The organism is [Actinomadura] parvosata subsp. kistnae, from assembly GCF_900323885.1.
GTDB classification, from domain to species: domain Bacteria; phylum Actinomycetota; class Actinomycetes; order Streptosporangiales; family Streptosporangiaceae; genus Nonomuraea; species Nonomuraea composti.
This window is the reverse complement of record NZ_OOHJ01000018.1, coordinates 1,595,629-1,609,804: the sequence shown is the minus strand read 5'-3', so window position 1 is coordinate 1,609,804 and position 14,176 is coordinate 1,595,629. Positions and strand designations below refer to the sequence as shown.

Below are 14,176 nucleotides of genomic sequence, written 5' to 3'. Positions count from 1 at the left end.
GCACCATGCGCATCCGCATCGAGGGCAACCGCGCCGAGCTCACCCTCGGCATGATCCACCTACGCCAGAACTTCACGGTCACGTCCATGTCGCGGGCCTTCCCCGCCAGGAACCGACCGCGCCACTACCGCATCTATCTCACGATCACGCCGCGCGAGAGCCACTGATCGTGACGTCAGAAGAGATCGCACTCGGCTGCTGCTGCACCTGCAACGGCTCGGGCCTCGACGGCGACGGCGACACCTGCCGTGACTGCCGCGGCACCGGAATCGACAACCACGGCGCATAGCCGAGATCCCCTCACCTGGCCACACAACCGCCAAGTTCCGCGCCAGGTGAGGGGCCATCCCACCCAGAGCACATCCGGACAGGACGGATCCATCTTGCACCACCCACACGCCATAGCCGGGATGATCTCCCGACTTCATGACCCCAATTACAACCGCTGGGCCTGCCAGATCAAGCGGACCGGCGGCTGCCGACAGCCCATTCACCTACGCGGCAAGGTCGAGCACTACGACCAGGCCACCGGCCACCTGCTGCACCGGTACAGCACCACCACCGAACCCAACGGCGTCCTTCGAGTGCCGTGCAAGACGCGCCGCGCCTCGCGCTGCCCGGCCTGCGCCGAGGTCTACCGCGCCGATACGTACCAACTCGTCCGCGCCGGCCTCGTCGGCGGCAAGGGCGTGCCCGAGACGGTCACCTCACACCCGTGTCTGTTCGTGACGCTTACCGCGCCGTCCTTCGGCGTCGTCCACGCGCGGCGGGAGAAGAACGGCAAGGTCCTGCCCTGCCACGCCCGCCGCGACGCCGAGGTCTGCCCGCACGGGCGGACGATGTCCTGCACCGACCGGCACAACGCCGACGATCCGCGACTCGGCGAACCGCTGTGCCCCGACTGCTACGACTACGACGGCTCGGTCCTGTTCAACGCCATCAGCCCTGAGCTGTGGCGGCGCTTCACCCTCGCACTACGCCGACGCTTCGCCAGGCTCAACGGCTTGACCGTCAAGGCGCTCCGCGAGCACGTCAGCATCGCGTTCGCCAAGGTCGCCGAGTACCAGCGCCGTGGCGTCGTCCACTTCCACGCCGTCATCCGCCTCGACGGCCCGGACGGACCCGACGCGCCACCACCGACATGGGCCACGGCAGACACACTTGCCCAAGCCGTCCAGCACGCGGCTGCCGCAGTGACGGCAGAGATCAAGCCTCTGCGCCGTGCCTTCCGCTGGGGCACGCAGCTCGACACCCGCCAGATCACCATGACCGGGGACCTCACCGACCAAGCCGTGGCCGCCTACATCGCCAAGTACGCCACGAAGGCGGCGGAGTGCGTCGGCACCCTGGACCGGCGGATCCAACCCCTCGACAACCTGAACGTTCTTCCGGTGCGCGAGCACGCCCGCCGGCTGATCGCCGCCTGCCTGCGCCTCGGCAGCCAACCCGCCCTGGCCGACCTCCGGCTCATCCATTGGGCCCACATGCTCGGCTTCCGCGGCCACTTCTCCACCAAGAGCCGCCGCTACTCCACCACCCTCGGCGCGCTCCGCTCCGCCCGCGAAGAACACATGCGCGCAGAAGAGATCTCCACCGGACGGCTCCCTCTGTTCGAAGAGGGCACCGTCCTGGTCATCGCCCACTGGGAGTACGCCGGACAGGGCCTCTCCTTGGGCGAACAGCTCCTCGCCGCAGCCATAACCGGTGTCCGCCTGCCGCAGATGGTCGGTGATCCTCAATGAGCAGAAGCGACGAACTGCTGACCGTTCCTCAGGTCCTCGACGAACTGGGCGGAGTCTCCCGCCGCACCTTCTACCGCTGGCGCGAACTCGGCCGCGCGCCGGTCTGCGTCCAACTGCCCAACCTCGAACTCCGCGTCTGGCGGAGCGACCTCATCGCCTGGCTCGACTCTCGACGGGAGGCCGCGTGAACACCACCTACGACGTGAAGTTCAGCCAGGTCCAGCAGCGCTCGAACCGCGGAATGCCCGTCTACGTCGCCCGCTGGAGGGTCGCGGGCAAGGAGAAGTCCAAGAGCTTCCGAACCAAGGGCCTGGCCAACGCCTTCATGTCCGACCTCCGGCAGGCGGCCAAGGCGGGGGAAGAGTTCGACGTAGCCACCGGCCTGCCGGTGTCGATGCTGGCGCCCGAGGCCACTGGACCGTCCTTCCTGGAGTTCGCGCAGGCGTACGTCTTGCGCCGCTGGAACATGTCCGCGGCACGCACCCGAGAGACGGACGCGTACGCGCTCCTGTCGCTGATCCCAGCCCTCGTGGCCGACGCGCCGCGCCGCCCGCCCGCGGATGACCTGCGCGAGGTCCTCCGAATCCACGCGCTATTGCCGGAGCAGCGGCGTACAGACCTGACCCCGACACAGGCATCGGTTCTGAGCTGGTTGGAAAGGGCGTCGCTGCCACTGACGGCTCTGGGGGAGGCACACGTACTTCGCGCGGCGCTCGCCGCGATCTCGGTCACCTTCGCAGGCGAGCCGGCCGGAGCCAACACGGTCCGACGTAAGCGCGCCGTACTGCATCACCTGCTGGAGCACGCGGTGGAGCAGAAGGTCTTCAGCAGCAACCCGCTGGACGAGATCAAATGGACAGTGCCCAAGGCGGTGACGGCGGTCGACCCGCGCACCGTGGTCAACCCAGCTCAGGCCAAGCAACTCCTCGACGCCATCCCCAAGGTCGGACGCAAGCGCGGCCCCCGGCTCAAGGCGCTGTTCGCCTGCATCTACTACGCCGCGCTTCGGCCCGAAGAAGCGGCCGATCTCAGGCAGAGGAACTGCACCCTGCCGGAATCGGGCTGGGGCCTGATCGTCCTGGAGAAGGCGCGGCCCCAAGGGACAAAGCGCTGGACCAACTCCGGCGAGACCCACGAGTCGCGCAGCCTGAAGCATCGCGCGGACAAGGAGACTCGAGAGATCCCCATCCCTCCCGTCCTGGTCGCCATACTCCGCGAGCACATCGCCACGTTCGGCACCGCCGAGGACGGCAGGATCTTCACCACCAGGACGGGCGGGACCTACTCCAGCTCGGCGCACTCCTACGTCTGGCAGGAAGCCCGCAAACTCGCCCTCACTCCTGCCCAGGTGGCCTCGTCGCTCGCCGCCCGACCGTACGACCTCCGCCACGCGGCGGTCTCACTCTGGCTGAACGCCGGCGTCCCGGCCGTCGAAGTCGCCAAGCGGGCCGGTCACAGCGTGGACGTCCTGCTACGGGTCTACGCCAAATGCATGGACGGCCAGCAAGAGCAGATCAACAGCAAAATCAACAGCGCTCTTGACGAGTAAGTCCAGGATATTCACCTTCGGCCCCGGTCTTCCGGGGCCATTTCACGTTCTGCTGCTCGACATGCCGCGTCGCTCCGTTCCAGAGACGGCACGCTGCGTCACCCTGGCATGAATAGGCAGCGAGAGGGGGCTTATGGACAAGGACCATGACTCAACCCCGTCCTCCGGACCGCTGAGGCGACCACCGTACGGAATTCCGATCCGCCCTCGGGTCAGGCGCGATATGCCGACCTCCCTCGAATGGCGTAAGTACTCGCCCCCGACTCCACCGCAGAGATCATCGTCGCGGCGTTGGACGCGCACTGCCAAGCTGCTGCTCGGGGCCGGCTGCTCGACCTGCGCGATCTTCGCCGCCTGGTCGATCGTCTGTAGTCCGCTCAGCTCACCCGGCGTTGGCTCTGTTCCGGCGCCCACGGCATCAGGTGCGATTGTCCAGACCCCGACACCGATGCCTTCGCCGACGTCCACTGCGCGTCCTCGTACGAAATCCAACCCGGCTCCAAAGCGACCGAAGGCCACCACGATCCCATCACCCAGAAGGCGGGAACGATCAGTGGGCCGTCCCACGCCGGCTCGCCATGCCGGTCGGGAGGCGGAGCCGCGACCAGTGCAAACCCGTCGAACGCCAGAGAACAGACAAGCCGCCCCGAAGAGTGACGTTGGGAAGCGGCCAGGGCCACTGATAGCCGCCAGATGCGACAGACTCTTCCCGCCCTCTGTCCCCGCCTTTCGCATCCGGAATTGGGCATGCCACCGCTTGTACCGGTGATCTACAGCCGAAGCAGAGGCTCTACGCCAGCGGCTTATGCCCACTGGCCCATGACGGGATGTCGGCCGGCACGGATGACTTCACCTGAACGGTGGCTGCGGCCCAGGCAAGCCCAAGCTGCACCCCCTCAACAAGGGACTTCTCCCTGCCGATCTCCCACAGCAGGCCGGCGGCGAAGGCGTCTCCGGCGCCCGTTACGTCCATGGCATTCGTGGGGAGGGCTGGGAAATGATGAGTGCCGTCCTCTGAATGCACGGTGACACCGTTAGCGCCGTCGGTGACGATCGCGACGGTGCCCTCGGGGATGACGGCGAAGTCATTACGGGACCCGATCACATACCGCATGGCCGGGACCGTGCCGGGCGGGACGCCCGTGACCAGAGCTCCAGCGGCGGCCATGGCTTGAGCTGCGGGAGTGAAGACGTCGCGCCAGGCGGCGAAATAGACGATGTCACCCGGCGCCACCGCCGTGGCGGGAATGGTGACGTCATGCAGCAGGTCAGGGTGAATGCCGACGATCGTGCGCTCCCCATCGGGCTCGATGAGCAGAACTACGGACGATGTGCGTCCTTGCAGGACTTGTACGTGCTCGACGTCCACCCCTGCCGCGGTCAGCGTGGTCGTCATCCTCTGGCCGGCGGCATCCGATCCCACGTAACCGACCATGTGCACGCGGGCTCCGGCGCGGCTCAACGCAGTGGCGACGTTCGCGCCGGTGCCTCCGGGACGCTCGGCACTCTCGCCGGCTTGAACGAAGTGACCGCTGCCGGGCAGGTGGTCGACATACAGCGCGAGGTCCCAGGCGATCGGCCCGATGATCCAGAAGTCAGGCATACCTGGCCTGTCGCATGGCCAGCAGCCCTTGTGCGAGGACTTCCAACGAAGGGGGAAGTGCGACTTGCGGCGCCCAGGGGATGTCCACCGCGTCTTGGCGGCAGCTCAGGATGCCTCCGACGATTGCAGCCACGGTGTCAGTGTCCCCACCGAGGCTGACGGCGTACCGCATGGCACCGACTGGGTCCTCGTAGAGGCTGAGCACGTGCAGGACTGCTCCCAACGTGTCCATCACGTCCAGTGACACGCCACCTGGGCTCGGTTCCCACCCTTCGATGCTGAAGACGCCGAAGTGATCGAGCTCCTCGGTGGCGATCGTGATCAGGTCCTGAGCGGCGCAGGTTTCGAGTGCCCAAGAGCCCATGGCGGCTACCGCGCTGGCGGTGGCGATGGCACGCGCGTCGGCGTGGGTGGTCCTGGTCATACGCTCGACCAGCTCACGGCGATGCTGAACGTCGGTGGCGGGGACGGCCCAGCCGATGGGCAGGACGCGCATCATCGCGCCGTTGGTCGCTCCGCCGTCCGTCGTGACGGAACCGGTCGCCTCGAACCGGGCAATCGCTCGCCGCGTGGTGGGGCCGGCGCCGCGCATGGTGGGCAATGCCGCCGCGAGGGCGGTCAGGAAGGCATGTTCTGAGCCGCCGGTGCTGATCAGGTTCTCGGCGAGCAGGATGAGCTGTTCGGTGTCGTCCGAGGTGCTGCCGGTCGGCCATTCCCCGCGGGCGGTCAGGGTGTCCGTGAGAGCGATGTCCTGAGCCGGCTTGCCCTCCCACGGCACGCCCAGAGCGTCACCACAGCAGAACCCGACGAGTCCGTTCAGAATCCGCCCCGAAGGAGGGATCGCCTGTTCGGCGAACAACTGATCCAGCACTCCGAACCCTCCCTGGACCGCGAGGCGTCGGCCGTGGTCGGCGTGGTGGATGCGCTCACGACCCTGCGTGAGGCGTGCCAGAGAGAGGTGGGCGGAGGCTACGTCGTATGGAGTGCCATGGTGCTCGAACTCGGTCAGTGCCTGCTCAGTCAGTCGCCGTGCACTTGAGTGGTCACCGTTGGCTTGGTGAACGTCGGCCTCGCTGTGCGTGACCTTCGCCGCCAACAGGCCGTCTCCCAGATCGCGGGCCATCCGGCCTGCTTCGAGCAGGCTGTGAGTGGCCTCTTTCAGCAGGCCCAGGCCGCACTGAGCCTTACCCGTCCCGTGCAGGGACTGAGCGACTCCGCGGGCGTCCTCTGACGCTTTGCGGATCGCGAGCGCCTTGTTCTGACTGTCCAGCGCGGTGCGCCAGGAGCCGGTGGCTTCGGCGACCAGGGCGGCATCTTGCAGGAGCCCGGCGTAGAGCACCTGATCCCTCAGGTGGTCAGGACGAGCCCCGACTTCCTGTAGTGCCTGGTTGATGAGCGCGTCCGCCCGGTCGACGTGACCGGAGAAGTATTCGATCTCGCCGAGGAGCTTAAGCCAAGGCGCCTGGTCTGCCGTGCTGTTCATGCCTTCGGTGGCGTGCCGGCGTCCGTCGGAGAAGCGCCCCCGGTACAGCTCGATCTCCGCCAACCGGAACAGGAACCCTTGCCGCGCCTCTCCCTCCGCGAGGGTCAAGGCCGCCTGGGCGAGGCGCTCGGCTCGCTCGAAGTCTCCCCGGCAAAAGGCCACTTCGGCACGGACGAGCTCGGCATGCGCCGATCTCCGAGGTAGGTCGTCCAGCAGGGCTTCGGCTCGGTTCCAGTGCCCCAGTCCGAGATAAGCGCGGGCGACCCGGTACAGGCAACGACCACGATCCTCGTCACGGTCGATACGCAGTTCGCTGAGCAGTCCCGCGAGCGCGCGGCACCGGTCGAAGCGGCCGGTGGCAAGGCTGCGATCCATGAGCGCCACCCACGCCGTCACGCCCTGGGGTGATGAAAGATGGCTCAGATGGTAAGCCGCCTCCATCTCGGCGGTGAACTCCTCGCGCTCGCCGTAGTACCTGGCCAGGACCTCATGGGCACGGCGCAGCTCGGCTGGCCGGACGTTCTGCAGCGAGCGACGCAGGATGTTGTGCATGGTGTAGGCGCCAAAGCCGCCGGCTGTGCCTCCTCGCAGCGGGGCGATGAAGGAGAAGGCCGTCAGTCTGCTGAACGCGCTGCGGTCGCAGGGGAAGTCCAGCTCCTGCCCGAGATGGCGGAAGGTCTCGGCGGTGAAGGCTCGGCACGCGCTGACCGCCAGGATCCCGTACTCGGCTTCGGCGGGCGTCCATTGCAACAACCGGTGGGCCAGGTCGCGTTCCTTGTCGACCAGGCCGGTGAAGTCGGCAGGGGTGAGGCGAGAGCCGGCAGCGAGTGCCACGTCCGCGCACAGGCCGAGGAAGTACGGGTGGACTTCGTCGGGGGCGGTGGAGGCGTACTCGACCAGCGCTTGCCGCATGGTTGGGTCGGTGATGCCGGCCATGCTCAGGTAGTGCTGGGCGTCGATGCTGGTCAGGTGGCCGACCAACCGGAAGTCCAGATACCGGTCGGGGATCGGGAAGGCGGGAGCCGCCGACCATGGCGGCCGAGTCCGGCCCGCCAGGATGGCGATAATTCCGGCGCCCAGGTCGAGATGCCCCAGAAGGCAGCGCAGCCACTCGTCCCGCATCAGCTTGTCAGCGTGGATCAAGCTGTCCGGGTCGCCGATCGCCTCGCCGAAGAAGGCCTCGTGGGTGTCGAAGAGCAGCACGATGCGTGGATGGTCGCCGGCGGCGTCGTTCAGGTCCTTGGCAAACAGGCGGGGGAGCTCGTGCAGGAGGTCCGGCTCGGGGACGAGGGTGAGAATCTGCTCGGCGTCCTCCTGGGGGACGCGCCGCTGCATCCGCCTGCGGGTGAAGACCTTGTCCATCCGCACGTTGAGCATCTGAAACAGTTGCTGGCCCACCCGCAGGACCGGCAGCGTCATGATGGCGTCGGCGATGTCCAACGCGATGCCGGCCTCTCCTCGCGGGAACAGCTCCGGAACCCGATGGGCGATGTCGAAGCCGAGCTTGTGGAGGTAGGTGATCGCGGCGAAGTCGAAGCGAGGAGTCGCGATGCCGTATCGGGCGAGCTGTCGCTTGAGCATGAAGAGCCCGGAGAACGCCTCTTGAGGGCGATTCTCTCCTGCGGGCCGTGCTCCGAAGTCGATCCTGGCCACCGGGACCGGCCGGCCATGCTCCGTCAGTCGCTCCAGCAGCTTGACGTCTGAGGCCGCCTGAATGGTCGCCCACTGGTCTGTACGCAGGCAGCAGCGCTGTTCCAGGTGCCGCAGCAGCAGTGATTTGCCATTCCCGCCGAGTCCGTGCAAGTAGAGAATCCGTTCGGTCACGGGGTCCTCGTTGATGAGCGAGACGACGTGGCGGGTCAGCTCGAAGCGATTCGCGAAGAGATCAAGCGAACGATCGGGAGCCACGACGGACTTGGCTGGGCCTTCCTCGAAGATCGGCACAGTCAGCCCTGCACAGACGCATATCGCATGTGGTTCTCCAGAGAGGACGTGAATGGAGATGGCAAGAGGGTGCTTACAGCCGTACTTGGTTCTACACCGAGGCAACATATCCCTCCACCTTCTCAAGCGAGAAGCGCGGGAGACGTGGATAGCCAGGCCGGGTTGCTCTCGTGCAGGCATTTGTGCCTGACCATATACCCATGGTTCAAATGGTTAATGAGAATGCATAACGTGTTTACCTCGCATATCGGGACATGCTTGACTTCCGCCTTGTAAGCCACACCCTCTGGGAGTGTTCATGGGGGAGTTCGTCGGGATCGATCCCCTCGGGGCAGACAAGCTGATCCGCCAGATGGAGACGGGGAAGGACGTCCTTGGCAGAACACGGCCGGGACTCGAATCAGCGATCGCCGAAGCCGGTGCGGACTGGGCCGGCCGGGCGGGTGTCACCGCGATGCACCGGACCTGGTGGTTCTTCCACGAGTCGCAGCAGGACCTGAAATGGCGCGTCGACACCCTCAAGCGGATGGTGCCGACCCAGCAGAAGGGCATGCTGACCGCCACCATGCCCTTCAGCAACCAGACCGAGGCAGCACAGGCTGCCAAGAAGGACGCGGCAGCGATCACTGAGGCTCTCAAGCGCCACGATGAGCACCTCTCCGGGCAAAGCTGGGCTGAGGTGGAGAAGGCCGCGGCGGCGCTCAAAGGACGTGTCGATGATCCCGCCTATGCTGCGGCACTGCTCGCGGCACTTGGCCCCACGGCCTTCCAGAAGCTGTTCCGCGACTGGATGAACAACCGAGCCGCAGGGAATCGCCGAGGCCTGACGCCGGAGTCGGCCAAGCGAGCCGGCGACGGTTTACCGGGCCTGCTCGCCAAGGCCTTCGCCAGCGCAGAGAGCTCTGGGCGGCTCGGAACCGAATGGCAGAAGATGGTCGAGACCGCTCCTTCGGACATCCTGACCACTCTCGTCAAGTTGGCTCCGCAGTCCAGCACGTTCCTCACCAAGGCGGCTATCAATCTTCTGAACCGCCCGCCGAACTCCGACGCGTTCCCCACGGATGCCAACTGGAACCTGTACAACCTGGCCAAGGCATTCGCGGCGAACCCCGAGGCGTTCCAGCGGTTCTTGGCCGAGCACCCGAAAGAGGCTGGGACCATGCTCGACGCCTACACCATCAGGTCGAGCGGCGTCCCCGCTTATGAAGAAGCGCTGGCAGAGGCGTTGGACGGGGCATTGAAGCCGAAGTCCGGGGTGGACGAGGTGCGAGAGCGCGCCTGGATCAACGTCATCAACAGCATTGGGTCCGAGCACTCCCTCTGGATCGGCGGGAGTCTCGGCACCTTCCCCAATTCGCCGGTCAGCCGTGTGCTGGCCAAGAACATCCGTCCGATCTTCGACAACCTCGCAAGGGGCCAAGCTGACAAGAGAGCTCAGGAGGCGTACAAGCAGGCGGTAGCGGACGGAGTGGAGAACCCACCACTACCGCCGCCCTATCTTGCTCCCCGAGCCCCATGGAACACGCTCGACCCAGCCGTGAGCGCCCGATTCTTCGGCGCGTTGATGCAGGATCCCGCCACGGCCAAGACTTTGATGAACCTGGCGAAGGAGTACGTCCAGGACATGGACATGGGCCGCTTTCACCCCTCCGACCAGGGCAACTATGGCGCGGCGGCGTTCTACAACTACTCCGCACGGGCGGGAGCGCTGTCGAGCCTGCTGTTGTCCGGATCGACTTACGCCGAGTGGAGCGACGATGAATACGCGGAATGGCTCGCCGACAGCATCTTGATGCCGGTGGACTTCGCCGATGAGTTCGTGCCCGACGTCGGCAAGATACCGGGAACCGGCAAGGCGAAGATGCTCGACGAGATCAAAGACAGATTGAAGAAGATGATCACCGATTACATGGATGGGAAGACGCCGGATGACGCCGGGACGGTTGCCAACAGACTCGTGAACATGCAGGTAGACGTGATGATCAAATCACTCAAGGAAGCCGGGCACGGTGGGCTGACGTCGGACGAGCAGGCCACATTGAGAGATGCGGCAATGGGCCGAATGCTTGGTGCTCTTACCAATGCTCTCAAGGTAAGAGGCGGTTGACCATGCCTTCTAGAGTTCAGCTACTTCGAGAGGCGGCTGAAAAGGAGTCGCTCGCTTCCAAGTTCGCCGGCTATGCCACCCGCCTCGCAGGGACCTTCGAAGGGGTGCCATCGCGGCCAAGCGACAGCGATCCTGTTTGGAGAGGAGCGGCTGCTGATCGGTATCTTGCGGATGCCGTTCGTCTCAGGCGGGAGATGGGCGATCTTGAAAGCTCGTGCCTGGCCACTGCTGATGCCCTTCGCCGCCGAGCTGAGCAGCTTCGAAAGGAGGCTGCGCAGGCGCCCGACCTAACGTGAGCGGGGGGTCAGCCGTTGCGGGGATAGCATTCGGTCTTGCCGACGATCACGACGTTGGGTGTGGAGTCCATCCGGGCGAAGAGTATGAAGGTCAAGCGGGCTTCCGGATTGACCAATACAGCAACGCTCGTGTTATCTTCCCGGAGGTCGAGATTGTCGACAATCTCGTCGTGATAGCCCCTGCTGAGGAGCTCGCCTTTTAGTATCCCAACAAGACTGATCGGGCTCTCCTTGGCTGGATTCGCGAAGGTGCCCTTTGCGATGTAGGAACGGCGCTGCTTATCGGGTCCACAAGTCGAGTTCCGGTCCGGGCTGTCAGCCCGTTCCTTCGTCAGCCCTGTTACGCCGGTCTCCACCCAGGACACCACTGCATCCCCGTCGCTCACGAGTCTCTTGACCGCATCCGCCAGTGGCGGTGGTTCGGGCTCGCCCGAACAGCCCGACAGGACCGCACAACAGGCAAGTGTCGCGGCAACTACCCTCAAAGACGCACCAAGGCGCACGATCGGACCTTATCCGAGTGGCCTTCGCTCGTACATGCGATTGGACACAGGTATAGCGAGTTGCGATGAGGCGCGTCTCTTACTGCTTGACTACTTTTGCTTGGAGCGACATGCCGGATCACCCAGGTCAGGCCGCTTGGCTGTAGTCAATGATCACGTGCGCCGGGCGAGTTGCTTGGTGTCCTTGTGTGACACCAATATGTGAAAAAGTGCTCTGCGTCGATCCATGCGCCCCACCATATGTCTCATGGCAGAACGCCGTAACTCGTGGCGGGCGTTGGTAGGCGCCTTGGCGCTGGCTTCCCTGATGATGCTCGTCGTAGCAGTCGTGCGAGCCTTCGACCCTGATGAGACCATCAATGTCGCTGATCTGGCTGCTGTGCTGATCGCCGCAACCGTCGCCGCAACTGCAGTCTTCACCTGGTCCAGATTGCCGCGGCAACTTGCGTCAGCCCTGGGGCCGGCTCAAGCATCGAAGGCCGCTGAAGTCTTGGTTGGTCTGATCCGCAAGCAATGGGAGGCCGAGGCCCGGCATCGCTCTCTGGATGATCCGCAACCGATCCCGGTGTGCTGGAAACTCACGGGGAACGAGGCGGTGATGAGCCAGGGGCGACTGGTCGCCACCCAGACGAACCTCACCTTCGACGGACGCAGTGACGACATCGTCGCTATCGCCGGTCAGTTTCGCGGCCTTTCTCGTTGCCGGTTGGTCATCACTGGAGAGCCTGGCATGGGCAAGACCACCTTGGCCGTGCAACTGTTGCTGCAGCTACTGGCCACCCGGACACAAGATCAACTGGCGACTCGGCAAGGCAAAGTCCTTCCGATCCCGGTTCTCCTGCCTCTCTCCGGCTGGGACCTCAATGTTCATCCTCGGCTGCAGGAATGGTTGGTCGACAGGCTTGCTAAGGACTATCCCGCCCTGAGCGCCCCGGAACTCGGCTCCGGCGCCGTAGGTGCACTGGTGGCCGGAGGTTACATCTTGCCCGTGCTGGATGGCTTGGATGAGATTGCCCAGCACGCCCGTCCTAAGGTGATCAAGGCATTGAACGCGTCGCTCGGCAGTGGCGACCAGCTCATCATGACTAGCCGTACAGCTGAGTTCACCAAGGCGATAGCCGGCGCTGGTCGGCCGTTGAATGGCGCCGCCGTCATCGTTCCGACCCGTCTCAGTCCACAGGACGCAGCTGCATATCTGCGTGCCTGCCTTCCCAGGCTCCCTTCGGAGAGTTGGTGCAAGGTGCTCGCGGCACTGGAGAATCGATCAAGTGCCGCGTTGGCCGAAACGGCCGCAACACCGCTGGGCCTCTGGCTGATCCGTACTGTCTATGCGGACTCCGGCGCCGATCCTGCTGAGCTGACCGGCCCCCTCGGCATTGACCGAGCCAGCCTTCGCGCTCACTTGCTCGATCAGCTCATTCCCGCACTGATCAGGACACGTACGCCCAGCACTGATCGCAGCGGTCATTTTCGACCTCGCCGCAGGCGCGACCCGGATGCTACCCGTCGTCATCTCACCTACCTCGCGCAGGCCTTCCCGCCGGCCATCACGTGCGATATCGCATGGTGGCGCATCGCCGCCAGTGTTCCCCAGATTCGACACATCACTGGCCTGGTGGGTGGGGTCGTGGCGGCCACATTGGGTGGAGTCGGGGCTGGGCTGGCGTTGGGCATCGCGTACGGACTCGTGCATGGGCTGGTCGCGGCGCTGACGTTCGGACTCGTGTTCGGGCTCGCCGTCGGCATCGGGCACACGTGTTGGGCGGATGAGGAGCCCGGCCACGCGAATCTTCGTCTCCGCGGCCGGATGCGCCTTCTTGCTCAGAGCGTCCGGCGTTGCAAAGTGGCAAGCTCCGTGACGCGGCTCAAGGTCATGCTTCCCGCCGCGCTCGCATTGGGACTCACGGCCTTCGTCACGACAGGGTTCGAGGTCGGCGTCGCTACAGGACTTGTGGCTGGGCCTACGTTCGCGCTGACAGTCGAGGTCGCAGTGGGGGTCGTGGTGTGGGCCGAGAAGCCGACGTTGACGTCCGTCAGCACTGCCATCTCTAGCTGGAAGTCCGACAGGACCCTGACTTTGATGCGGGGAGTCCCGTTCGGGATTCCCTTCGGATTGGCTTGTTGCTACATGGTTGGGCTCAGCAGTGGCCTCGCCTCAGGATTGACCATCGGTGTAGCGACCGGTCTGGTGTTTGGCGTTTCCGCAGGGCTCGTGTTCGGGCTCCTTATGGGAAGACACCATGCGTGGCTCGTCGGTGTTATCGCGAGTTGCTATCTGGCCCTGAGAGGGGAGCTGCCTTGGCGCATCATGAGCTTCCTGGATGATGCTCATCGGCTTGGGCTGCTCCGGGCTGTCGGGCCGATCTACCAGTTTCGTCATGCTGACCTGCACGATCACCTCGCCGCTGTGCCGTCCGGTGGACTTCTCCCTGAGACGGTCGGACATCCCTCAGAGCGGTGAGGAGCAGAATCGGTACCGTTAGACGTCGGAAGTCATCCGCGATGGCTGCCTGACCATGGTGCACGTGACCTGCGGAGACTCCTTCAAGATCATCCCGCATATATCCCGTGATCAAGGTCCTACGGCTGCATACGGGCGCCTTCGGCTACCTACTCGAGGTCTGGAAGCAAAAGACCTGCGGCAGAGAAACCGCAGGTCAGAGGCTGAAATACCTGGTCGAGATACGTGCCCCCGGCAGGATTCGAACCTGCGGCACCCGCTTTAGGAGAGCGGTGCTCTATCCCCTGAGCTACGGAGGCGGACGCTCGTAAGCCTAGCGAAAGTTTGGCACTGTGTGCGACGCGGCCCCGCCGCCGGTTTCCCCGGGTTGGTTATGGGTGCTCTGAGCTGCGGTAAAGGCATGACAAGTGATCAGAATCGTGCGCATCGTGCCCGGATACCGTCGGGGGCTGTGACCAGGAGGCGATGTGCGCAGGCCCGTCGGCGGC

At 65.0% G+C, this 14,176-nt stretch carries 9 protein-coding genes and 1 tRNA gene; 6 read left to right on the top strand and 4 right to left on the bottom strand.

The features are described 5' to 3' along the window. Window positions 1-5 precede the first annotated feature (5 nt). The 4 genes from KIS93_RS27465 (at window position 6) to KIS93_RS27450 (ending at window position 3,291) form a co-directional block, all read left to right on the top strand. A complete protein-coding gene (locus tag KIS93_RS27465; RefSeq protein WP_155129025.1) occupies window positions 6-167 on the top strand; it encodes a hypothetical protein in 162 nt (53 codons plus the stop codon). A gap of 243 nt (window positions 168-410) precedes the next feature. Next, window positions 411-1,742, top strand: a complete 1,332-nt coding sequence (locus KIS93_RS27460) for a replication initiator (RefSeq protein ID WP_080044973.1) — start codon at window positions 411-413, stop codon at window positions 1,740-1,742. After that, complete coding sequence (locus KIS93_RS27455) at window positions 1,739-1,930, top strand: helix-turn-helix transcriptional regulator (RefSeq protein WP_080044974.1); 192 nt, start codon at window positions 1,739-1,741, stop codon at window positions 1,928-1,930. The genes KIS93_RS27460 and KIS93_RS27455 overlap by 4 nt, the downstream gene beginning before the upstream one ends. Beyond that, on the top strand, window positions 1,927-3,291 hold the full coding sequence (locus KIS93_RS27450; RefSeq protein ID WP_080044975.1) for a tyrosine-type recombinase/integrase: 1,365 nt from the start codon (window positions 1,927-1,929) through the stop codon (window positions 3,289-3,291). The genes KIS93_RS27455 and KIS93_RS27450 overlap by 4 nt, the downstream gene beginning before the upstream one ends. Before the next feature lie 790 nt (window positions 3,292-4,081). Here KIS93_RS27450 and KIS93_RS27445 read toward each other — a convergent pair. Together KIS93_RS27445 and KIS93_RS27440 are read right to left on the bottom strand one after the other, a co-directional pair. Next, on the bottom strand, window positions 4,082-4,894 hold the full coding sequence (locus KIS93_RS27445; protein ID WP_080044976.1) for a carbohydrate kinase family protein: 813 nt from the start codon (window positions 4,892-4,894) through the stop codon (window positions 4,082-4,084). After that, on the bottom strand, window positions 4,887-8,321 hold the full coding sequence (locus tag KIS93_RS27440; RefSeq protein WP_186404469.1) for an ADP-ribosylglycohydrolase family protein: 3,435 nt from the start codon (window positions 8,319-8,321) through the stop codon (window positions 4,887-4,889). The genes KIS93_RS27445 and KIS93_RS27440 overlap by 8 nt, the downstream gene beginning before the upstream one ends. A 298-nt stretch (window positions 8,322-8,619) precedes the next feature. Here KIS93_RS27440 and KIS93_RS27435 point away from each other — a divergent pair, with 298 nt between their 5' ends. After that, window positions 8,620-10,428: a DUF6571 family protein gene (locus KIS93_RS27435; protein ID WP_155129028.1), complete on the top strand. Its 1,809-nt coding sequence runs from the start codon at window positions 8,620-8,622 to the stop codon at window positions 10,426-10,428. Window positions 10,429-10,732: 304 nt separating this feature from the next. Here KIS93_RS27435 and KIS93_RS27430 read toward each other — a convergent pair whose 3' ends face one another. Continuing rightward, entirely contained in the window at window positions 10,733-11,110 is a 378-nt protein-coding gene (locus KIS93_RS27430) for a hypothetical protein (protein ID WP_155129031.1), read from the bottom strand. Between the two features lie 364 nt (window positions 11,111-11,474). Between KIS93_RS27430 and KIS93_RS27425 the strand changes: the two genes are divergently transcribed. After that, a complete protein-coding gene (locus KIS93_RS27425) occupies window positions 11,475-13,688 on the top strand; it encodes an NACHT domain-containing protein (RefSeq protein ID WP_186404468.1) in 2,214 nt (737 codons plus the stop codon). Window positions 13,689-13,914: 226 nt separating this feature from the next. On the opposite strand, the gene KIS93_RS27420 is transcribed toward KIS93_RS27425, so the two are convergent. Beyond that, window positions 13,915-13,987: transfer RNA gene (locus KIS93_RS27420), tRNA-Arg, on the bottom strand. Window positions 13,988-14,176 lie beyond the last annotated feature (189 nt).

Bases quoted from the DNA above. Each gene is read 5' to 3' on its own strand.
- KIS93_RS27460 (WP_080044973.1), top strand. From the start codon at position 411: ATGATCTCCCGACTTCATGACCCCAATTACAACCGCTGGGCCTGCCAG.
- KIS93_RS27425 (WP_186404468.1), top strand. From the start codon at position 11,475: ATGGCAGAACGCCGTAACTCGTGGCGGGCGTTGGTAGGCGCCTTGGCG.
- KIS93_RS27435 (WP_155129028.1), top strand. From the start codon at position 8,620: ATGGGGGAGTTCGTCGGGATCGATCCCCTCGGGGCAGACAAGCTGATC.
- KIS93_RS27455 (WP_080044974.1), top strand. From the start codon at position 1,739: ATGAGCAGAAGCGACGAACTGCTGACCGTTCCTCAGGTCCTCGACGAA.
- KIS93_RS27445 (WP_080044976.1), bottom strand. From the start codon at position 4,894: ATGCCTGACTTCTGGATCATCGGGCCGATCGCCTGGGACCTCGCGCTG.
- KIS93_RS27465 (WP_155129025.1), top strand. From the start codon at position 6: ATGCGCATCCGCATCGAGGGCAACCGCGCCGAGCTCACCCTCGGCATG.